Origin of the sequence: Crassaminicella profunda (assembly GCF_019884785.1) — a bacterium.
Lineage (GTDB): Bacteria > Bacillota > Clostridia > Peptostreptococcales > Thermotaleaceae > Crassaminicella > Crassaminicella profunda.
Window position 1 is genome coordinate 3,318,363 of sequence record NZ_CP082326.1, and the last position, 22,007, is coordinate 3,340,369.

The following is a 22,007-nucleotide window of genomic DNA, read 5'->3' on the forward strand; positions in this document are numbered from 1 at the left end:
AATACTTTTTTCAATCTAATTATATCCAAATTTTTTACTGTATCATTCCCCTAATAAATTTCAAAAGAAATCAATATCACTATAAACATTTCAAATTACTATGCTTTTTTACTTTTTCCTGCAATTTCTTTCGCATATAGGTCACACACAGTATTTTCAAAATGATCTGAGTGTCCTTTTACCCATTCAAATTCTATATATTTATTCCTTGTAAGCATGTTAAATTTTTTCCAATGCTCTATGTTCTTTACTTTTTCTCCATTGGCTGTATACCAATCGTTTAATTCCCAATTAACAATCCATTCTGTTAATCCTTTTCTTACATATCGACTATCTGTAATAATTCTGATTTTCTCTTCATTTTTTAATATCTCTATTCCTTTCATAGCTGCTAAAAGTTCTAGTAAACTGCTACTTTTTTCATCAGATTGATAGGTATATATTTGATAATCTCCTTTTAAATTTTTATGTAGTACAACAAAGCCTCCTGTATTCTTCTTTTCTAAAAAGCTTCCATCTGTATAAATCTTGTGTATAAGCTCTTCTCCTTTATCTACTACATAGCTATGATGGTTTCCATATCTTTTATCTAAAACTATAATTTTGGACGGATGATTAAATGCAGCCATATCCTTTTCGTCTCTTAGTGCAAAAGTAAGATGAAACCCTACATAAAAAGTATTTTTTCTTTTATTATGTAATATTTTTCTTAATTGATATTCATTTTTTCTTAACAATAAGCTAATAGAATTCTCTTCTAAGAAAACTAGAGATTTTGTATCAGGTGTAAACATTATTTTCGTACTGTTCTTTTTATGAAAAATATCTATAATAAATGAACCTTGTTGTTCTTTAATAATACTCATTGAAAATACCAGCATATTCATATTAAACGCCCCTTATCACGCAATCCTTTTTTCTCTTATACACTAACAATATTCATCTATTCTTTTTTAAATTTAACTATCTAATTAATACCAATCACTAACTCATCATTTATACCCATCTTATATATTCATTTTTATAACAAAAAAAAATTGCCTATTCCCATTCTAATAACTATCATCTTACCATTAAATAAAGTCCCATTCAATTAAATAGACTGATTGATTTTATTATATTCTTTCTCATTTTCTTTAATATCTACCTTCATCTGTCCACGTTGTATATTCATTGGCGCAAACCATGAATCTTGAAAAAAGTTATCAAATAAGTTTTCCATATCAAATCAATTTCTTTAAATTTTTCAGTTTTTGACATATGCTCAAAACATAGTATAATCAAATTGGTGAAAAATATCATTCAAAAACTCAAAAAATGGAAGGAGTATTCATATTATGACAATGATACATAAATTTAAATATAAAGAGGACTATTTTATTTTGGATGTAGCTTCAGGAGCCATCCACGTAGTAGATCAAAATATTTATGATATGATTGATGAAGAAAGTCTTAAAGATAGAGATTATTATATTCAAAAATTCAAATCAAAAACAGATACAAATATTATCTGTGAATGTTATGATGAATTAAAAAAACTTCAAGAAGAAGGAAGTCTTTATTCTAACGATACCTATACAAACGATATTGTTAAAAAATATGAAGCACAACCTAATTCAGTAAAATCTCTTTGCCTTAATATTGCTCATGATTGCAATTTAATGTGTAAATATTGTTTTGCTGATGGAGAAGGTTATGATGATCAAGAAAAATTAATGCCCCTTGAAGTCGCTAAAAGAAGTGTTGATTTTTTAATAGCACACTCAGGTTCTAGAAAAAATCTTGAAGTTGATTTTTTTGGTGGAGAACCCCTTTTAAATATGGACGTTGTAAAAAAAACAGTTGAATATGCTAAAAGTTTAGAAAAACAACATAACAAACATTTTAGATTTACAATAACCACAAACTCTACATTGCTCAATGAAGAAATTATGGATTACTTAGAACATAACATGATCAATATCGTTTTAAGTATTGATGGTAGAAAAAAAGTTCATGATAATATAAGAATTACAAAAAATAAAAAAGGCAGTTATGATATGATTTTACCTAAAATACAAAAAATGGTAGAAAAGAGACATCAATCACACAAACAATATTATATAAGAGGAACTTTTACATCTAATAATTTGGATTTCTCTGAAGATGTAAAACATTTTATTGACCTTGGTTTTAAAGAAATTTCAATTGAACCAGTGGTATTACCCGCTGATCATGAATTAGCTATCCAAGAAAATCATCTAGAACAAATCTTTAAACAATATGATATAATATGTGATGAATTAATAAAACATAAGGATGTCATATTTTATCATTTCAATATAAATATTTATGGAGGACCCTGTATTTACAAAAGAATCTCAGGATGTGGCGCTGGTTTTGACTATGTTGCTGTAACACCAGATGGAGATATATTTCCATGTCACCAATTTGTAGGAAATAAAGATTTTTATTTAGGAAATGTTTTTGAAGGTAAAACAAATCAAACAATTGCTACATCATTTAAAGAATTGCACATTTATAATAAACCCGAATGCAAAAACTGCTGGGCAAGATTTTTTTGTAGCGGAGGTTGCCAGGCAAATCATTATAATTTCAATAGAGATTTTAAAATCCCTTATAGTATTGCATGTCAAATGCAGAAAAAAAGAATAGAATGTGCTATTGCATTACAATATTATAGGAATAATAATATTTCTGAGGTAAAATAGGTGAACTCGTTAAACAAAGCTTAACATTGGAATTTCAGATGTGGAGTCTACCCCACCTGAATCAATTTGTACTCCCACTTATAGAAGTGGGAGTCTTATAAAAAGATAGCCCCCACCTTGTAATAAGATGAGGACTAAAGGAATACACATTTATATTACATGTATCAAACGCATGATAGCTTCCGTAGTTTTTAATAAATTTTCTTTACAATTCTTTTTAGCTTCTTCAAAAGGCTCTGGCCTCAGATTCGTTGTAAAAATTGAAGTAATTCCTTTTTCAAATACTTTTTCAGCATCTATCCCTATAGCCCCTACTATAGCAATTACTGGAACATTATACTTAACTGCTTTTTCAGCAATTCCAATAGGAACTTTTCCTCTTAAGCTTTGACCATCAATTCTTCCCTCTCCTGTAATGACAAAGTCTGCATCTAAAATAATTTCATCAAATTTTACAATATCTAAAATAATTTTTATCCCCGATTGAAGTTTTGCTCCAGCAAAAGCTACTAAACCTGCTCCAAGCCCACCAGCTGCTCCTGATCCTTGTATATTTTGAACATCTATATCTAAATCTCTATATAATATACCTGCAAAATTTCTTAAATTTTCATCTAATTCTTTAACCATTTTCTCATCTGCACCTTTTTGTGGTGAAAATACATATGCAGCCCCATTTAACCCAAATAGAGGATTATCTACATCACAAGCTGCAACTACCTCACAATTTTGTAGCTTGTTCGTTATACCTGAGACATCAATTTTCTCAAGATTTTTAAGTCCTCCACCATTCAAATCAATTTCATTACCCATATCATCCAAAAACTTTGCACCTAGTGCAGTAGCCATACCTATACCACCATCATTCGTAGCACTACCACCTATACCTATTATTATTTTTTTGCATCCTTGATTTAAAGCATGCATCATTAACTGTCCAGTACCATAAGTAGTAGTTAACATAGGATTTTTTCTATCTTCAACTAATGGAAGTCCAGAAGCAGATGCCATTTCAATTACAGCTGTCTCTCCATCTGAGAGTATTCCATAAAATGCTTCTATTTCATCCCAAAGAGGTCCTTTTACCTTAACCTTCACTTTTTCTCCACCAACAGCATGAATAAATGCATCAACTGTTCCTTCTCCACCATCTGCAATTGGTATCTTTATCACTTTTACATTTTGTATTATATTTTTTATTCCTTTTTCAATAATATTACATACTTCTATTGAATCCATCGTTCCCTTGAATGAGTCTGGAGAAATAACAATTTTTTTCAATATACCCCCTCCTACCGTTACTATTATATTACATTAATTTTGCTTTAGCATAATTTTTTTTGTAAATACTATTTTCAGGACAAATTTCCCAAGCTTTTAAAAAATATTCTTGAGCTATTTTCTTATTTTTTTTATAATTCAAATAAATTGCTCCTATTTGATTATATAAATAAGCCTTGTCTATTGAATATTCTAATGCCTTTTCATAATATATAATACTTTCATCATAAGCTTTATATCTAATGCTTTTTAAAGCATTAGATATAAGATTATAATACATAATATATTTTTCTCTTTCCTTTGGATCTTTTATTATCTTCATCATTTTTTTTACATCTTGTATATGATTATATGATTTTAAAAGGTCATACGCTTTGTCCCATTCTTTTTTCTGTAAATAAACTTCTACTAGAACTCTTGTACAATGATAATTCTCTTTCTTTGAAAGGCCATGTTCAAGATTTTCCTCCGCCTCTTTTAAAAAGCCTTTTTCAAAATAGCATACTCCTTTATAAAAAGCTTTTTCATAGCCCTCACTCATAGATTCTGTTAAATTTAATGCTCTTTCTACATTCCCTCTATTAATATTTCTTAAAATACGCTTTATTTTAATCTTTTGTACAAGATTCATCTCATCACCTCAATCTTACTTATACTAAAACCATTGCCAACACACTAATAACAGCAATTGCAGTGATCCCTTGAACCAAAGTAACTCCAGTCTGACATTTATAAGCTGTTGCTGTATCTAAATCAGAAAATTGAGATACTACCCAGAAATAACTATCATTTGCATGAGAAACTGTCATAGCACCTGCACCTATAGCAAGAACAACAAGTACTTTTGCAATTTCTGAATTCATACCCATTTGAGACATTAATGGAGCAACCATAGCTGAAGTAATAATCATAGAAACTGTTGATGCTCCCATAGCTGTCTTGAGTATTGCTGCAATGATGAATGGAACTAATATTCCAATGTTTAATTTTAATAAAGCACTTCCTAAGGTATCTGCTATAGGTAAAGCTCTTAATATTGCACCTAATGCTCCTCCTGCACCAGTTATGGCTAATATTGAAGCCGAATTCACAATACCATTAGATACCCACTCAAATTTATTTTCATGTTCACTTTTAGGAACAAGTTGTAATGCTAAGAAAACCCCAAAGATCAAAGCTGTAATAGGATTACCAATAAAATCAAAACTACTCTTTAAAACCCCTGTTCCTAATGGATGTGATGGAAAATCAGCAATAGATTTTAAAGCTATTAAAACAATTGGCAATAATATTGGTGCAAATGAAGCAAGTGCTCCAGGGAGTTTACCATACTTTTCTAATAATTCTTCTACTGTTGTATCTGGATTTGCAGGAACATCATATTTCGAACCCACTTTTATAGCATATATATATCCAGCAATCATTACAGGAATTGAAACCAATGCTCCAACTATAATAACCAATCCAAGATTTGCTTTTAATGTATCTGCCATAATAATTGGCCCAGGAGTTGGTGGTACTAAGCAATGGGTAGCATAAAGACCTGCACTTAATGCTGTAGCCATAACCGATAATGATACTTTAGAGTTTTCTGCTAATGCTCTATTGATTGGTGATAAAATAACAAAACCTGAATCACAAAATACAGGAATACTCGTTACATAACCTGTTAAACTCATAGTAAGAGCAGCTTTATCTTTTCCTACTATTTTCAATATTGTATTTGCCATTGTTAATGCTGCACCTGTTTTCTCAAGAATTGTTCCTATAATTGTTCCAGCAATAATAACAATCCCTATATTTCCTAATATTCCTCCAAAACCAGATTTAATTGTTTTAAGCATTTCATCTACTGGCATTCCTGCCGCTAATCCAACAAAGTAACCACTAAGAAGTAATACAATAAAAGGATGCCATTTAAACTTTGATATTAAAACTATCATACCAATAACAGCAATAACTATAATTGCAAGTAACCCAAAACCAGAACTCATTACAATTCCTCCTTTGTTTTATTATTTTTATCAACATATATAGTGAGTAATCTTAGTAAAATTGAATGATTAAAATTAGACATTATAGATAAACCTGTAATTGCTTCTATTTTTTTTATTCTATAAGTTAATGAATTTTTGTGCAGATACAATCTTTTTGCAGTTTTATTTATATTTAAATCGTTTTCAAACAGTGCCTTAAGGGTATTTATAATCCATATTTCAACCTTACCTTCACTATTTAAAATCTTATTATATATAGGCCTAATAAAATGTTCTAATTCATCATCATTTATTTGATTAAGAAGATAACAAGTTTGTGTTTTAAGATCATTAATATCTTGTATTGATTCATACGTATTTCTTAGTAACGCTTTTGCTTCAAAAAATGATTTTTTTAATCCATAGGTCCCTATATTTAGGCTACCACAGGCAATTCTTACGTCTAATCCGCATTTTTCATATATTTTTCTTGATACACTTTTCATATATTCTTTTTCATTCTTAAAATTTCTTATAGGGACTTCCTTTAAAATTACAAATTTTTCATTGATAATTCCAATAATATCGTCATTTTCTACAAAACTACTATTTACTAAAAATTTCTCAATTTCTCTCATACTTTTAAAATTTGCTGCTGAATCAATTTTATTGTCATTGGATAATTTAATAATAATTCCAATTCTTTTTTTATCCATATTCAAATTTGCTATTTTGCAAAGACATAAAATTTCTTCTTCTTTTTCTTTAACATCTTCATATATGATCTTTCTTATTATTTGTTGTTTTAAATCTTTAACAATTTTCACCTGCTCTGCTATTAAATATTGCTCAAAAGCTAATTCTATTGAAGTCTTGACAAGTTTCGCAATAATTCTAACTTCATTAGGATGTCCATACACTCCCACAACTCCCAAGACTTTACCTTGAATGTTTATAGGCATATTTACTCCTTCTTTAGCTCCAGGATAGTTTTTTACATCTTCTGGATATATTTCTACCATCTTATTAGATTTAATAACATCATCTGCTCCCTTATGAAAAGTATTAACCCTTTTTTTATCTCCAGAAGCAATAATAAACCCATTTTTATCCATAATGTTTATATTCCGCTTATCAATAATTTTCATTGTAGCATCCACTAATTTTTGAGCAATATTTTGAAAATTCATAAACAACCTCCATAAAAAATTATTCATCAATAATTATCGAAGTTCCCGTACTATTATAAAAAAATTGTTCTTTAAATTTTTTTAATTCTTTAATAGCTCTTTCTCCAGTACAATGACATATGCCAAGTAATTTTATTTTTTTCTCTTCAAAATATTCTAATGTATGAACGATTCTTTGATTATCTGCTTCCACTAGATGTGTTCCACCAACAATACCATATATAGTTTTTCCAGTACGATTTATAATCGCCTCTAAAATATTTACTACCCCTGGATGAGAACACCCAAGAATCACTAATAATCCTTTATTCGTTTCTATTGCAACTACAATTTCATCTTCAAATCTATCCACTACAAGCTTGTTATTGTTTTCTTTATAAAATCGTGGATTAATTTTTTCATACTCATATACTTGTTTAAAATTCGAAAACAAATATATGCCCTTTGAAATCTCAACCATATCATCTGTTACATATTCAGTATTAATATCATTTTTCCTTAAATATCTTTTATCAAAGTTGCTTCCTAAAAATTGATATGCTAGTCCATTAAATCCATATTTCTTATCAAAAAAATCCTTACTAATATGGAAGTCAAATGAATTTCCTATCTTTTCAACTAAATATTTAAATCCTCCTGTATGATCATAATGCCCATGACTTAAAACAACATGTTCTACTTTTGTTAAATCGATTCCTAATTCCTCAGCATTTTTTATAAACTTATTACTTTTACCTGTGTCAAATAAAACAGCTGTATCATCTGTTTTAATATAAAATGATATACCGTGTTCACATTCTAATCCTAAATGCTCTCCTCTTATATTTTCAATTAAAGTTGTAATTCTAATAGACAACGTTTTCCCTCCTTTCATTGTATTTGATTACATTATACGAAATTTTCAAACAATTTTCATCGTTTTTTGACACAGTATTTTGTACCTCATTCATTCTATTTTTGTTTGTAAAAACAAAAAATGTCCATATCTAATTCATGGACACCTTAATTTTTTATAACAATATTCTTATATCATATCCACACACTGGGCATATATTATCATTAATATAAATTTTTGAGGAAAAACCGTTTCGTTCTACCAAAAGCTTTCTACATTTAGGACAATAAGTAGAATGATCAGCATTAGACACATTTCCTAAATACACATAATTTAAATATTTTTCTGCCATCTCCTTTGCCTTTATCATTACATCTATTTCTGTAGGAGGACGATCCATTTTATATGTTGGAAAATATCGAGATAAGTGTAGTGGAATATTTTTGTCTAATTGTCCTAAGTAAGAAGAAATTTTTTCTATTTCTTCTCTAGAATCATTAAGACCATTTACTAATAATGTGGTTATTTCTACATGACATTTTTTATTTGATTCTTCAATGGTTCTTAGTACAGCTTTAACATCTCCACCACATATTTTTTTATAATAATCTTGCCTAAAAGATTTTAAGTCTATATTCATAGCATCTACATAAGATAATAGCTTTAATAAAGGTTCTAATTCTATATATCCATTTGTAACAAGAACTATATTAAAATCTGGATACTTTTCTTTAAGCTTCTTTGAAGTTTCATATACATACTCGTACCAGATAGAGGGTTCATTATAAGTAAAGGCTATACCTACATTATCCTTTAAATTTAAGCAGGTTTCTATCAACTTATCGGAAGATACATACTCACTTTTAGGTTTATGATGAGCTATCCCATAATTTTGACAAAAACCACAAGAAAAATTACACCCAAAGCTTCCTACTGATAGGATATTTTTCATAGGTTTAAAATGATAAAGAGGTTTTTTCTCTATAGGGTCACTTGCCATGGCTGTTATTTCTCCATAGTTTATAGTTTTAAGAGTACCCACTTTATTTGTTCTAACAGAGCATAAACCAAACTGATCATTATCTATAATACAATTATGGGGACATAAGAAACATTTTATTTTGTCATTCCATTTTTCATAAAATAATCCATCATGTAACAAAATATCACCTACATTTCAATATTTTCATCTGCTATCTATGTCTTATGACTTCAAATTTTTCAATCATATAATTTTCATCAGAAGATATATTTCCTTTTTGAAGGGCAATGTCAAGCTGCTGCTTTACAGTATCTACTCCCTCTAAATTAGGAAGTAATAATCCTGATTTAAACCCACTTCTGACTATTACGCCATATTTTTTAGGATCAAGCTCTTCTCTTGATGCTTCTTGTGGTTCTGTAAGTACATCTACAGAAAAATCTAGTTCCTCCAATTCATCTTCTCTTACAGGACTAAACCTAGGATCACGTTCCCCAGCCGCCACAGCATTTCTAATAATTTCAGTAGCTACATTTTCTGTCGTTGGAAAAATAGTCCCTATACAGCCTCTTAATCGACCTTCTTTTTTTAATGACACAAAAACTCCGCTTTTACATTTCTTTATTTCATCCTTTGCATAATCAGGTATATCCATATACTCCCCATACATCAAATAATGGGTTAAACTTTCACGAGCAAGCCTTACATAAGTATCCATACTTTCTACTTTCTGTATCATTCTTTTTTTCTTATCTTCTATTAACTGATTATAAGTATCTTTATTACTCTCTTTCATAGAAAAATTCATAACACCGTAGCCTACGCCAAAAGTACCTTCATAAGCTAAAAGATTCCCTTTCATATCATACCCGTTCATTGCACCTAACATAATATAATAAGACCTAAGTCCACACTCACCTGCTTCTTCAACAGTAGTATGATCTATATTAAATACACCAAGGACATCTCCATTTTTAAGTAAAGATATAATTTCTTTATCAAATTTTTCTCCATAAGAACTGTATTCATATGGTCCATCCTCAGTAAGCTTATGTGATAAATCGCCACTAGCAATAAATACTGCTTTCATATTACTATCTTCTACAGCTTTTTTAATACACATACCAAATTTATAAAGCTGTATTTTAGGTAGCATACCATAGGTTATATGAACTACTTTATAATTTAAAAACTTCTTATTTATAAAATACAAAGGTACGATAGCACCATGATCTAATTCATATTTTATTCCATATTGTAGAGCAGAACTTTTTGTTATTTCTGCAGATAAAATCTTTTCTTTTTCTGAGTACTCAATTATTTTTTCTGTTAAAGGTACATTTATATCTAAATTTAGCTCTACCTGTGCAGCTCCAAATTTGCTCAAATTTCCATATATGTTCTCTCCAGCAGATATTGCAACTGCATCCCTAAAAAGTGGGCCATGTGGTGTAACGATTATGATTGTATCTGGTTTAATATGAGCTATCTCTTTTGCAACTTTATAGCATGCATCAGATGTTTCTTTTATTTTTTTTTCCTCGCCTCGTCCTACTTCTGGAATTATAATTGGTGGATGAGGCATTGTATAAAAAGCATATATTTTTCCCATAACACTCACCTCTTTATTTAATTTTTACAATCCCTTATATCCTTATACTACATAGGAATTTGTTTACCTTTTAAAAAATTGAGATAAGTTTATCATTTATATCAAAATCATTGAGTAATGTATTTTATATTTAGAATAATTCTATCATTCTAACTCAAACTAAATATATAAATAACAAATTTTATACTCAATATCTATGTATATTAAAAGAGGTGGATATTATGTTTATAGATAGAAGAGATGCAGGAAATAAGCTTGCATTAGAACTTGAAAAATTTAAAGATGATCATTCTATCATTCTTGCTGTCCCAAGAGGAGGTATCGTAACAGCATATGAAACAATCAAAAAATTTGGATTTCAATGGGACTTAATCATGCCAAGAAAAATTGGTTCACCACGAAATAAAGAAGTAGCCATAGGTGCAGTAACTTCAGATGGAGCATATTTTTTAAATGAAAAATATGTAGATATGCTAAATATATCTCAAGAATATATAGAACAAGAAGTATATGAACAAACAAAGGAAATCAAAAGAAGGTTAAAAAAATACAAAGGAAATGAAAATTTTCCTGAGGTAAAAGATAAAACAGTAATAATTATTGATGATGGCATCGCTACTGGTTTTACAATACTTGCTGCAATAAAATCAATAAAAAAACATGGTGCAAAAAAAATAATTTTATCTGTACCAGTAGCATCATCTGATGCAATTGCTCGCTTAGAAGCATCTGTAGATGAAATTATATGCCTATTAATACCTGATGAGTTTTATGCTGTAGGAATGCACTATAAAAATTTTGAACAATCTACAGATGAAGAAGTCATGAACATCCTTAATGAATTATATATATCATAAGAAAAAGAGGGTACCTAGTATCCTCTTTCTTCAATCAAAAGCACAAAGAAAAGCGATCTCATTCTCTGTATTTCTTTTTATTTTAGTTTATATTTTATTTTTTTTTCTATCATATCATCAGAAATACTAAACATATGATCTATAAGCTCAGTTCTGAAACTTCCAGTACCCTTAACGTGTTGAGAAAGTTCACCACATATTCCCATAAGCGCTATCGCAAGAACAGTGCCCTCCAATATATTCCCAGAAGAAATATAGCTTGCTATAAGTGCGGTAAGCATGCAGCCTGTTCCAGTGATCATTGAAAGCATTTCACAGCCATTTGTTATTAAATATGTGTGCGTCCCATTTGTTATTATATCTACTACTCCTGTTGCTGCGATAATAGCACCCGTTTGTAGGGATAACGATTTTAGCATCTCTATACTTTCATCAGAATTTTGCTCTGTTACAATATCACATACTCCAACATCAATTCCTTTTGAATTACTTTTTAGCCCACAGATTGTTTTTATTTCAGACATATTCCCCTTAATAACACTTGGCTGACACGCTGCAATAAACTTCTTTGCATAATCTAGGCGAAGTTTACTACACCCCACACCTACAAGATCAATTACTTGTGGAATGTTCTTTTCAAAGGCTATTTTACCTGAAATCAACATGGATTCCATTCTGTTGTCTGTTATATTTCCAAGGTTCACCCCTAGTGATTTAGACATAGCAGTAATTTCAGAAACCTCTAAAGGGTGCTGGGCCATAATGGGTTTTGCACCAACAGCAAGAACCATATTAGCACAATCATTTATTGAAATGGGATTTGTAATACAGTGGATAAGTGGTTTTTTTAATTTAATATCCTGCTTTATTTTCAATAGCTTTTTTATTGTCAACTCTTGGTTTATCATAAACTTTTGCCCCCATACTTATCTGAATTTTTGCAAGCATACCAGCTCTGCTTAGCGCTTTTAGAAAAACAAATGCAATTGTTCCTCCAATAAGTGTCCCCATAATAAATGAAGGAACATAAAACATCCATGTAAGCCCTGTTCTACCCCAAATAAATGTCATAACAGGATATGAAAGTATGGCTCCTATAATACCCGTTCCTATAACCTCGCCAATAATAGCAAAAATCAACTTGCCTTTAGATACTCTGTATAAAACCCCAGAAAAAAATGCTCCAAAAACTGCTCCAGTTAAAGCTAAAGGTGGAATTCCCATAAAAGACATTCTTATGACACCAATCAATGTAGCACAAAGCAGTGAATACCAAGGTCCAAGAATAACAGAACATACAATGTTAATAAAATGCGCCATAGGGCACATTCCTTCAATACGAAGAATTGGTGAAATGACAACTCCCATGGCCACCAACATTGCCAACATAACTTTTTTTAATAATTTTGAGTTTTTTTCCATAATAAAATACCTCCCTAATAATATTTATTTTCCGACTATCATATAGGAAATAAATACCATCATCGAGGTACAATTTTAGCGTAACTAAATAGCAATTTCCTATATGACATAAGCCATACTGGTCGGTCGAAGCTCAAAAGCTTCCTCTCACCTTGAAACACAAGTTCCCTCGCTATTTAGTTGTATTTTGCCACAAAAGCCCAGGGCGCTCCCCCTTTGCTTTTTGGAGATAACTCCTAAAGGCATAAAAAATGGGATACTCCGAATAAGGCGTATCCCACTCATACTCTCAAACTTTAACCAAATCGTATAAGCTAAATATTTCCTTACGTCGGCATTATCCGAATCAAGTTATGGGTCGAAGTTAATCTTCCTCTCAGCCTGTAGCACAAGCTCCCCTTTTCAAAAATCATATCATATAATTTTCTTAAATGCAATAGAATATCTTGATGCTAAAAAATATCAATGATAAAAATAGACATAGTATCTACTGAAAAACTCCATATAAAATAGGAAGTACAAATGGAACAGCAAATGTTAAAATTGTTCCAGTTATTAATGTAACTAATCCTAATTCGGGACCAACAAACTTTGTAATAGGCATCAGCATAGTATCCATATTACCTGCCGCACCCCCAGCAATAGGACTTCCTTTACTGATTTTAATCAATAAGGGGAGCAACAAAACCGTGAAAAACTCTCGCATAACATTAACCACAAACCCATAAGTTCCTATTTCAATACCATACACTTTTGTCATATATGCTCCCGTTAAGCTATAATAACTCATGCCACTAGAAGACATGACTGAAATCTCTGGGGGTAAATTCAATATGCTCCCTGCTATAAATCCTCCTGCTATACTTCCTAAAAAAATAGCTAAGGAAATAAAAATAATCCTCACTCCTAAAACTTTAATATATTTAAATACGCTGCGATTATTTCCCAAACTTATACCCACCCCTATGTAAAGAAAAATCAGTGTTGCAGTCAAAATATATCCAAGGAGGTAAGCTTTTTCTTTCGGCATTACAAAATATCCCAATATCACACCTAAAGCTATGCTCAGAGGCATAATTAAAACTAATGGAGACAGCTCTTTCTTTTCTTCTTCTGAAACATTTACTTCATTATCTAAATTCATATTTTCAGCATTCAAATTTTCTCTAATTTTATCTAAGGGCAGTATTGTCTTTTCAACAAGCAATGTGAAGATCACACTAAATATAATTGCCAGCAAAGCAATAACAAAGCAATTGATCCCAATCATATTAAGCTTTGACATAATCGAATTATTTACACCAATATTCATCCCAATTGTTAACATAAGCACTATTAGCGTTATATTAACAATAAAATCTGTTGTTTTTAAAAATTTATCCGTCATTTTTTGAAATCCTACAATAAACCCAATTCCTAAACAAATAAACGGTAAAATAGTCATATACTATACTCCCCCCAATAGATTAAATTGATTTTTTTATCATAATCTATCAAAAATATCTATGATAAATGTACCCTGTTTTTCTTTTATAATCTTCATTGTAAATACCAACATATTCATATGAAAAATCCCTTATATACTAACCATATTCATAAATCTGCTAATGCTTCTTTTAACATAAAAAAAGTATGATTTTGTAAAATTCTACAATTTACCTATTATTTCCTTCTATGAAAACCTATTCTTTCATAAAATATTTTCGTAAAATATCAAAAAAGTTTTCATCTGAAATTTTTATCATTTCCTCAAAATATATTGACCTAATTACTATTTTTTGTGTATTTGATAAATTTCTATATTTATTATAGCTAAATACATACTAAAAAGCAGCTATAATGCGTTTTTTTATATTCCATTAAGATGCAAACGCTCTCTTAATAAATGTAAACGGTTTTTCAATTTTTTTCAGGAAATTACGGCTTTTTACGGTTTGAATTACTGGTGCTATAATGTAATCAAAATTAAGTAATTTAACAACTAAGTACTTAATTACTAACTCAATAAATAAAATATAAATGAATGGAGGGATTTATTATGTTTCAATTAGTATTTATGTTTTTAGGATTAACTTTCTTAGCAGGGATTGCATTAGTTGCTTCCATTGACGATGAAAAAAGAAACTTTAAGACAAGATAATTAAGTGAAAAGATCATTTCTTTTTACAATTCTTTTCTAAAAGTGCTCATAAAAAATCTCCTTTCTGGTTGGAATATGATTTTTTACCATTACCAGAAAGAAGACAATTTTAGCACCTTTTTAAATGTAATATCTATTCTTTTTTATTATGCCCAAATCTCTTCGTCTGTTGGGACTTTCTTATCAATTACCATACCAATTCTTGATACATTGATTAAGTGTTTGTAATCAAGGTTTTCAGAAATTGCATTGTTCCCCCATGTTCCACATCCTAATGTAGTTGATGGAGCAAATCCATTTGTTAATGATCCACCAGCAGTTGTTGATGATGGTGCATTTACAACTAATCTACTTACAGTTAAATACACCCCTGCTTTTTTAATATGCTCTACATTATTTGAGTGAACAGCTGTACTATGTCCTCTTCCTTCTAAATCTAAGTTTGTTTGTGCAATGTGTAATGCCTCATCAAAAGTATCATATTTAAACGCTGCCATTACAGGACACATTTTTTCTTTACAAAGAATATCTTCCTTACCGATTCCATTTGTCGCTAATAAAATAACTTTTGTATCTTCTGGAACTTCAACCCCTGCAAGTTTTGCTACATCTTGAACAGATTGCCCTACTACATCCTTGTTGATAATTCCCTTTTCAGTAAAGATTGCTTTTCTAAATTTATCAACTACTGATTGTTCTTCTATATAATATGCTCCATTCGCTTCCATAGCTTTAACCACTTCATCATATTTGTCATTTGGTGCAATAATAGTTTGCTCTCCTGAACAAATAATTCCATTGTCAAATTTTCTTCCAGCAATAATTTTTGCTGTAGCATCTAAATAATCTACGTCTCTATCTAAGATTACTTGAACATTTCCAGCTCCAACACCATAAGATGGTTTTCCACTTGAATAAGCAGCTTTTACAACGCCCATACCACCTGTAGCTAATACTACGTCAACTACCTTCATCAATTCGTTTGTACGCTCTATAGAAGAGTCATGAATGATTTGAATTAAATTCTTTGGTGCATTTAATTTTTCAAGCTCTTTATTGATAAGCTCAACAGTACGTCTACTACACATTTCTGATCTTGGATGAGGTGCAACAACGATGGCATTTCTTCCCTTTAATGCAAACATTGCATTACACATTGGCGTAACAATTGGATTTGTAGTTGGTGTAACAGCTCCAATAATTCCTATTGGCTTTGCCACATACATAAGCCCCTGCTCTTCATCTGTATCAATAATTCCTACAGATTTTTTATCCTTTAAGTTGTTCCATATAACCTTTGCTTTACCTTTATTTTTAGCAACCTTATCTTCATATACGCCCATTCTTGTTTCTTCAATAGCCATTTTTGCTAATTCTTCCGCATTATCATAAACAGTTTTTGCAACTACTTTGACAATAGCATCTACTTGTTCTTGCGTATAGCTTTCAAATTCTCTTTGGGCTTTCTTTGCATTTTCTAATAATCCTAAAATATATTCTTGATGAGTCATGATAAAATCCCCTTTCATTTATATAAATTTATTTCATACTTCCTGTTTTCATAAACTTTGTATGCCATGAAAGTGCTTCTTCTAATATATGTGGTGTATGCTTATATCCACTTTCATAAGCTCTATTATAATAATCTAATAATTTTTCTTTGTAATCTGGATGTACACAATTATTGATAATCTCCTTAGCTCTTTCTTTTGGACTCAGTCCTCTTAAATCTGCAACACCTTGTTCTGTTACAATAACCATCACATCATGCTCCGTGTGATCCACATGTGAAACCATTGGTACAATAGATGAAATATCTCCATTTTTTGCAATAGATGCGGTTGTAAATATTGTAAGGTATGCATTTCTAGCAAAATCTCCAGAACCACCAATTCCATTCATCATACGAGATCCCATTACATGAGTAGAATTAACATTTCCGTATATATCAAGCTCTAGAGCTGTATTCATAGCAATTACGCCCAGTCTTCTTGCCACCTCTGGATGGTTACTAATTTCTTGTGGTCTTAAAATAATTCTGTCTTTAAAGAAGTCAATCTCTTCTTCAAATTGTACTAATCCTTCTGGTGAAGGGCTTATAGATGTAGTAGATGCCATTTTCGCTTTTCCACATCTTAGTAACTCAAGCATTGAGTCCTGAACAACCTCTGTATAGCATGTAAGATTTTCAAAACTTGATTCACATAATCCATAAAGTACTGCGTTTGCTACACTTCCTACACCTGATTGGATTGGTTGTAAGTTCTTTGGAAGTCTTCCTAGTTCTACTTCTTTTTCTAAGAACTTTAATATATTAGCTGATATTTTTTTAGATACCTCATCTACTGGCGTAAGGGGTCTAGTTTTATCCTGTAAATCTGTTATTATAATCCCTGCAATTTTATCTAATCCACATGGAATAAAGGTAGTTCCTATTCTTTGATCTGCCTTTGTAATGGGAATAGGTTCTCTATTTGGAGGACTTTGTGGCATATAAATATCTGCCATGCCTTCTAATGCCAAAGGTTTTTTCATATTAATTTCTACGATAACTTTGTCTGCTTGCTTTACAAATACAGGTGTATTTCCAACTCCTGTAGTAGGAATAATATGTCCTTCTTCTGTAATAGCTACAGCTTCAACAATTGCCACATCAACCTTTGGTAATATTCCATAGCTTACATATTGAGGTGTATGACTTAAATGCATATCTAAATACTCTGCTTGTCCATTATTAATAGCATTTCTTAATGTGCTGTTCGTTTGATAAGGAAGTCTTTTAGCAATGATCCCGGCTTCTGCCCAAGCGCCATCTACTTCTGGCCCTAATGAAGCACCAGAATATACTCCTAGACTCATTTTCTCTCCACTGTTTTTTACTCTTTCTGCAAGAGCTAAGGGTACTGCTTTTGGGTATCCTGATGGTGTAAATCCACTAACACCAATAATCATTCCATCCTCTATCAACTTAGCTAATTCTTCTGCTGTTGCTATTTTACTAACTAAATCCTTATTTCTTATTCTGTCACCATATTTCATGTCGATTCCCCCAATCTTTTATCTCTATCACTCTAATTACATTGGTAAATTATGAAGTATAATTGTAAAGATAACCATTCCTAATAATGCAAATGGATACGTTGCTCCATATCCTGCAGCAGGATCATCACTACCAATTGCATCAACTGCAGCACCAAGTCCTGGCGTTGATGTCATTCCTCCACAGATTGCTCCTGATAACATAATCCAATTAATTTTTAATACATATCTTCCGATAAAGAAGCCGATTGTCATTGCAACAATCCCTACTACTAGTGATACAATTGCTAAATACCATCCTGTCCCAAGTAATGCATCAAATACTTTAAACCCATATCTAAGACCTACAATAGCTAGGAAAAATGCAAGAGATAGTTGTCTCACAACCCCTAAAATCTTATTATTCATTCTAAAATTCATAAACCCTATTTTTCCTATATGTCCAAGAATCAATGAACCTACTAAAACACCACCTGTAGAACCTAGACTAAAATCTCCTAAAAAGGGAAGTACAATTTTTATCTTACCTAAGGTATATCCAAAGAAACAAGCTACACAAAAGGCAATAAGGTCAAAAGAAGTTTCTTTGATTTCTTTCCCTCCTGCTAATGCTTTTGCTTCTGCCATTTCTTCTCTAAACATTTTTTGTTCCTTTTCTACATCCATACCAAAAATCCTTGGGAAGAAATTTACGGCAATAATTACGATTAGAACACCAAATGGATATCCAATAGCATGACCTACACCAATTCCTGCTTCAGCATTTTTTACTAATTGTTCTTTTTGCTCAACTGATAATGTTTTTGTATTTTCTGGTGTTAACTGACCTTCTGAATCTAATACATAAAGGATTTTTGCCTTTTCAGCATCATTCATTGAATCATACTCTTCACCCTTATGAGTAGCATGCCCCTTTGCTGTCTCAATAGCTGCTGCAAGTCCAGGGGAACTTGTTAATGCTCCTGTATAAACGCCAGATATTTCATATGGATTAGAGCTAAGTCCTAATGCTGGGCTTAAAAGAGTCATCCCATAGGTTGCAGATGCACCTAAGAAAGTAATCAAAAATCCTAATACAACAAATTTTGTTCCATATTTTTTTAGTACTGCTCCCATATCCTTTGCTGCTAATAGTCCCACTGCAGCAACAAACAGAATCAAGAATAGATAAAAAAAGTTTTTATCCACAACACCAGCCTTTATAAGCTTCGAAGCAGCCTTAAAACCAGTATCTCCTTCCTCAAATCCTTTAGCATATTTGAGTACCCACCAACCAATCAAAAGTCCTGAAAATAAAGTTCCTGATACACCAAAATTAAATTTTCCAAATTTTATTTTTCCAAACAACATTCCTGTAAAAACGGCTATAAACATTAGTACAAATGGGTTTGTAATCCAAGCAACTACATCAAATTTCATCATATTATTTTCCCTCTCTTTCTTTTGCTGTTAGAATTTCATTGATAAATCCATTTTTGTAAGTTATTATGTTTTTTTGTTTGTTAAATAACTAACGTTTAAATTGAAAAAAAATAACTTTGTGCACATATAACTTTATCCTTACCCTTTTAGCTGTGAAAACTTTTACTTATATAGCAGATATCTTGTGAAAACAGGAGCTATTTTATTCAAACCGGTTTTTTTATCATTTTACCTCTGATTTTTTTAGTTCTTATTGAGAATTCCCTTTCCAATTCTTTGCCATAGTAAATTTTTATGTTAATTAATTAACTATGTATGGCAAAAAAAATATTTTTGTTCATCAACTCTTTGTTTGTATACTTGTGCATCAGTATTTTGTTAATATTTTAACACGGTTTTTTATAATATTCAAACCTTTTTTTTGATTTTTTTTATTATTTTTTATAGGATGCAAATTAAATCATTAGTATTTAAATTTACTGTAAAAAAAGGGGCATTGTTTAGCCCCTATTTAACTTTGAAAGTATCCGTTTGCTCTTTTAAATTTTTAGCCATATTGTTTAATGCTTCAATATTCGCACTGACTTCTTCAAAGGTACTTACCTGTTCTTGAATTTCCATACTGATTTGTTGAGACGAAGAAGCACTATTTTGAGTAGTTTGAGAAAACTCATCCATAGCTTTCGCCATATCTTCAGCTATTTCTGATTGTTGCATAGAAGAATCAGAAATTGTCTTCATTTTATCTGCTATTTCTTCTATTACTTTTAAAATTTTATCAAACTCTTCATTGGTTTCTCTTGCTTTTTCCACGCTTATATCTACAATTTCCTGCTCTTCTTTCATTGTATCATGAGCATTTTTTGTCTTATTTTCAATTTCATGAATTAATAGGGTAATCTTATCTGCTGAGTTTTTACTTTCTTCCGCAAGTTTTCTCACTTCCTCAGCTACTACTGCAAATCCTTTGCCTGCATCTCCTGCACGTGCTGCTTCAATAGCTGCATTTAATGCAAGTAAATTGGTTTGTTCAGAAATATTTGTAATCATTGAAACAATTTCACTAATTTCTAAAGATGAATTGTTCAGTTCTTCAACGATTATATACATATTATTTGAAGAATCCTTCACCTTATCAATAGCTCCAACAACATCCTTTAATTTTTCAACACCATAATGAGCAGCCTTTAATGCTTCTTCACTATTCTTAGCAACATTTTGTGATTCTTTTGATACAATCACAGCTCCGCTAGCTATTTCTTCAATGCCTGCAGTTGCTTCTTCAATAACACTTGCATTACTTTGCAATCCATCAGATACAGTATTTATTTCATTGGCAATACTTTCTATACTTTGATTTACTTGCTCCATTGCAGCAGCCAATTCATGAGAGGATTCGGATAGGGTATTTGCATCTTTTTTCACTTGCGCTACCATATCTTTTATTTTTGTAACAAATAGATTAAACCATTTTGAAAGAGTACCCAATTCATCCTTTGAATTCACTTCTAAACGCTTAGTTAAATCCCCTTCTCCTTTAGCAATATCTTTTAACATATCATTGGTTTGATCAATAGGTCTTGTGATTAATTTTGAAATAAATACAGCTAAAATTAGAGATATTCCCATAGTCAGAATAATCACCGTTACAATTATTCTTGCAGCAGATTTAACTTGATTTCCGATTAACCCTTTAATGTCTTCATTAACTTCTTTCAATAAGGGTTCAAGACTATGTACTGTATTTCTATACTGTCCTGTTAACCCTTCTGTATTACTTAAACCGATTTCTTGATCAATAGATACTACTTTATTAAAGTCACCCCTATATTGATCCACTAATGAAGTTAATTTATTTTTTTCAGAAATGCTTGAAGCATTTACCAATAATTTCATTTTTGAAAGGATTGTATTAAATTGGTCAACATATTTTACATCATTTCTCAATAAATAGTCTTTTTCTGTTCTTCTTGCCTCTAGCATTAAAATATGTAAGTCTTTATTGCCTTGTATATTTTTTAAAGCATCTTCCACATGATGAATGGAATTTCTCATTTCTCCAATAGATCCATAATCCTTGAATCCTCTTGTTTTTACTTTATCTGTTACTTTTAAAAATGTATCATGATATTGTTGAATCAAAACAATGGTTTTATCCAAATCTTCTATAATTTCCTTATTTCCAATAAGATCTTCATGCTTTCTTAAACTTTCTATATTCTTAATAACTTCTTGATAGTTTTCTTCAAATTTATTGAGTTGTTCACTTTTTCCCGTTTTAAAAAATTCTAAATTCGTTTTATCTAATAGTAAAAAATCTTTTTCATTTTTTCTCATTCCTAAAATATGTTCAAAAGTTTCATTATTTTTTAAGATTATTGGTATTGAATGCTGGGCAATATCTGTTATATATACATATCCTATTCCTCCTAAAGACATGGAAAGGATTAATACGCACAAGAATCCTATAAGCATTTTTGTTCTGATTTTTAAATCACTAAATTTCCATTTCATCTTTCATCTCCTCCTTATATATATTG

18 protein-coding genes and 1 riboswitch are annotated in these 22,007 nt (G+C 30.6%); of the genes, 2 read left to right on the forward strand and 16 right to left on the reverse strand.

Annotated features, from left to right (window positions below; translation table 11 throughout):
- Positions 1-98: 98 nt before the first annotated feature.
- Together K7H06_RS15455 and K7H06_RS21430 are read right to left on the reverse strand one after the other, a co-directional pair.
- Positions 99-887, reverse strand: a complete 789-nt coding sequence (locus tag K7H06_RS15455) for a ribonuclease H family protein (RefSeq protein ID WP_223036929.1) — start codon at positions 885-887, stop codon at positions 99-101.
- A gap of 206 nt (positions 888-1,093) precedes the next feature.
- Positions 1,094-1,222, reverse strand: coding sequence for a hypothetical protein (locus K7H06_RS21430; protein ID WP_281426014.1), 129 nt, complete (start codon positions 1,220-1,222; stop codon positions 1,094-1,096).
- Between the two features lie 115 nt (positions 1,223-1,337).
- Between K7H06_RS21430 and scfB the strand changes: the two genes are divergently transcribed.
- Positions 1,338-2,711, forward strand: a complete 1,374-nt coding sequence (gene scfB, locus K7H06_RS15460; RefSeq protein ID WP_223036930.1) for a thioether cross-link-forming SCIFF peptide maturase — start codon at positions 1,338-1,340, stop codon at positions 2,709-2,711.
- Between the two features lie 150 nt (positions 2,712-2,861).
- Here scfB and K7H06_RS15465 read toward each other — a convergent pair whose 3' ends face one another.
- The 7 genes from K7H06_RS15465 to amrA all read right to left on the reverse strand — a co-directional run bounded on the left by K7H06_RS15465 (position 2,862) and on the right by amrA (position 10,587).
- Positions 2,862-3,992: a glycerate kinase family protein gene (locus tag K7H06_RS15465; RefSeq protein ID WP_223036931.1), complete on the reverse strand. Its 1,131-nt coding sequence runs from the start codon at positions 3,990-3,992 to the stop codon at positions 2,862-2,864.
- Between the two features lie 28 nt (positions 3,993-4,020).
- Entirely contained in the window at positions 4,021-4,623 is a 603-nt protein-coding gene (locus tag K7H06_RS15470) for a tetratricopeptide repeat protein (protein ID WP_223036932.1), read from the reverse strand.
- A gap of 19 nt (positions 4,624-4,642) precedes the next feature.
- A complete protein-coding gene (locus K7H06_RS15475; protein WP_223036933.1) occupies positions 4,643-5,986 on the reverse strand; it encodes a GntP family permease in 1,344 nt (447 codons plus the stop codon).
- The gene (locus tag K7H06_RS15480) at positions 5,986-7,158 is read right to left on the reverse strand and encodes a CdaR family transcriptional regulator (RefSeq protein ID WP_223036934.1); all 1,173 of its coding nucleotides are present in this window, start codon (positions 7,156-7,158) and stop codon (positions 5,986-5,988) included. Before K7H06_RS15480 ends, K7H06_RS15475 begins: the two co-directional genes overlap by 1 nt.
- A 19-nt stretch (positions 7,159-7,177) precedes the next feature.
- Positions 7,178-8,014 (reverse strand): MBL fold metallo-hydrolase, encoded by an 837-nt coding sequence (locus K7H06_RS15485; protein ID WP_223036935.1) that lies wholly within the window; start codon positions 8,012-8,014, stop codon positions 7,178-7,180.
- A 154-nt stretch (positions 8,015-8,168) separates the two neighbouring features.
- Complete coding sequence (amrS, locus tag K7H06_RS15490; protein ID WP_223036936.1) at positions 8,169-9,155, reverse strand: AmmeMemoRadiSam system radical SAM enzyme; 987 nt, start codon at positions 9,153-9,155, stop codon at positions 8,169-8,171.
- Between the two features lie 31 nt (positions 9,156-9,186).
- On the reverse strand, positions 9,187-10,587 hold the full coding sequence (gene amrA, locus K7H06_RS15495) for an AmmeMemoRadiSam system protein A (RefSeq protein WP_223036937.1): 1,401 nt from the start codon (positions 10,585-10,587) through the stop codon (positions 9,187-9,189).
- A gap of 221 nt (positions 10,588-10,808) precedes the next feature.
- On the opposite strand from amrA, the gene K7H06_RS15500 reads away from it, so the two are divergent.
- Entirely contained in the window at positions 10,809-11,444 is a 636-nt protein-coding gene (locus K7H06_RS15500; RefSeq protein WP_223036938.1) for a phosphoribosyltransferase, read from the forward strand.
- Between the two features lie 77 nt (positions 11,445-11,521).
- Here the strand turns inward: K7H06_RS15500 and thiM are convergent, their stop codons facing one another.
- The 7 genes from thiM to K7H06_RS15535 form a co-directional block, all read right to left on the reverse strand.
- Positions 11,522-12,352, reverse strand: a complete 831-nt coding sequence (gene thiM, locus K7H06_RS15505) for a hydroxyethylthiazole kinase (protein WP_425514923.1) — start codon at positions 12,350-12,352, stop codon at positions 11,522-11,524.
- A complete protein-coding gene (gene thiW, locus K7H06_RS15510; protein WP_223036939.1) occupies positions 12,297-12,866 on the reverse strand; it encodes an energy coupling factor transporter S component ThiW in 570 nt (189 codons plus the stop codon). The genes thiM and thiW overlap by 56 nt, the downstream gene beginning before the upstream one ends.
- A 306-nt stretch (positions 12,867-13,172) precedes the next feature.
- A riboswitch (TPP riboswitch) is annotated at positions 13,173-13,276 on the reverse strand.
- Between the two features lie 77 nt (positions 13,277-13,353).
- Entirely contained in the window at positions 13,354-14,310 is a 957-nt protein-coding gene (locus tag K7H06_RS15515) for a LysO family transporter (protein ID WP_223036940.1), read from the reverse strand.
- An 842-nt stretch (positions 14,311-15,152) separates the two neighbouring features.
- On the reverse strand, positions 15,153-16,517 hold the full coding sequence (locus tag K7H06_RS15520) for an aldehyde dehydrogenase family protein (RefSeq protein WP_223036941.1): 1,365 nt from the start codon (positions 16,515-16,517) through the stop codon (positions 15,153-15,155).
- A 28-nt stretch (positions 16,518-16,545) separates the two neighbouring features.
- Positions 16,546-18,045 carry a succinyl-CoA:acetate CoA-transferase ScpC gene (gene scpC, locus K7H06_RS15525; protein ID WP_223036942.1) on the reverse strand — a complete coding sequence of 500 codons (1,500 nt, stop codon included), beginning with the start codon at positions 18,043-18,045 and terminating at the stop codon, positions 16,546-16,548.
- 36 nt (positions 18,046-18,081) lie between these two features.
- On the reverse strand, positions 18,082-19,467 hold the full coding sequence (locus K7H06_RS15530; RefSeq protein WP_343216793.1) for an aspartate-alanine antiporter-like transporter: 1,386 nt from the start codon (positions 19,465-19,467) through the stop codon (positions 18,082-18,084).
- A 507-nt stretch (positions 19,468-19,974) separates the two neighbouring features.
- Positions 19,975-21,981, reverse strand: a complete 2,007-nt coding sequence (locus K7H06_RS15535) for a methyl-accepting chemotaxis protein (RefSeq protein ID WP_223036943.1) — start codon at positions 21,979-21,981, stop codon at positions 19,975-19,977.
- Between the last annotated feature and the right edge of the window lie 26 nt (positions 21,982-22,007).

Coding starts and splice junctions, on each gene's coding strand:
- K7H06_RS15455 (WP_223036929.1), bottom strand. CDS start 887: ATGAATATGCTGGTATTTTCAATGAGTATTATTAAAGAACAACAAGGT.
- K7H06_RS21430 (WP_281426014.1), bottom strand. CDS start 1,222: ATGGAAAACTTATTTGATAACTTTTTTCAAGATTCATGGTTTGCGCCA.
- scfB (WP_223036930.1), top strand. CDS start 1,338: ATGACAATGATACATAAATTTAAATATAAAGAGGACTATTTTATTTTG.
- K7H06_RS15470 (WP_223036932.1), bottom strand. CDS start 4,623: ATGAATCTTGTACAAAAGATTAAAATAAAGCGTATTTTAAGAAATATT.
- K7H06_RS15475 (WP_223036933.1), bottom strand. CDS start 5,986: ATGAGTTCTGGTTTTGGGTTACTTGCAATTATAGTTATTGCTGTTATT.
- K7H06_RS15480 (WP_223036934.1), bottom strand. CDS start 7,158: ATGAATTTTCAAAATATTGCTCAAAAATTAGTGGATGCTACAATGAAA.
- amrA (WP_223036937.1), bottom strand. CDS start 10,587: ATGGGAAAAATATATGCTTTTTATACAATGCCTCATCCACCAATTATA.
- K7H06_RS15500 (WP_223036938.1), top strand. CDS start 10,809: ATGTTTATAGATAGAAGAGATGCAGGAAATAAGCTTGCATTAGAACTT.
- thiM (WP_425514923.1), bottom strand. CDS start 12,352: ATGATAAACCAAGAGTTGACAATAAAAAAGCTATTGAAAATAAAGCAG.
- thiW (WP_223036939.1), bottom strand. CDS start 12,866: ATGGAAAAAAACTCAAAATTATTAAAAAAAGTTATGTTGGCAATGTTG.
- K7H06_RS15515 (WP_223036940.1), bottom strand. CDS start 14,310: ATGACTATTTTACCGTTTATTTGTTTAGGAATTGGGTTTATTGTAGGA.
- K7H06_RS15520 (WP_223036941.1), bottom strand. CDS start 16,517: ATGACTCATCAAGAATATATTTTAGGATTATTAGAAAATGCAAAGAAA.
- scpC (WP_223036942.1), bottom strand. CDS start 18,045: ATGAAATATGGTGACAGAATAAGAAATAAGGATTTAGTTAGTAAAATA.
- K7H06_RS15530 (WP_343216793.1), bottom strand. CDS start 19,467: ATGATGAAATTTGATGTAGTTGCTTGGATTACAAACCCATTTGTACTA.
- K7H06_RS15535 (WP_223036943.1), bottom strand. CDS start 21,981: ATGAAATGGAAATTTAGTGATTTAAAAATCAGAACAAAAATGCTTATA.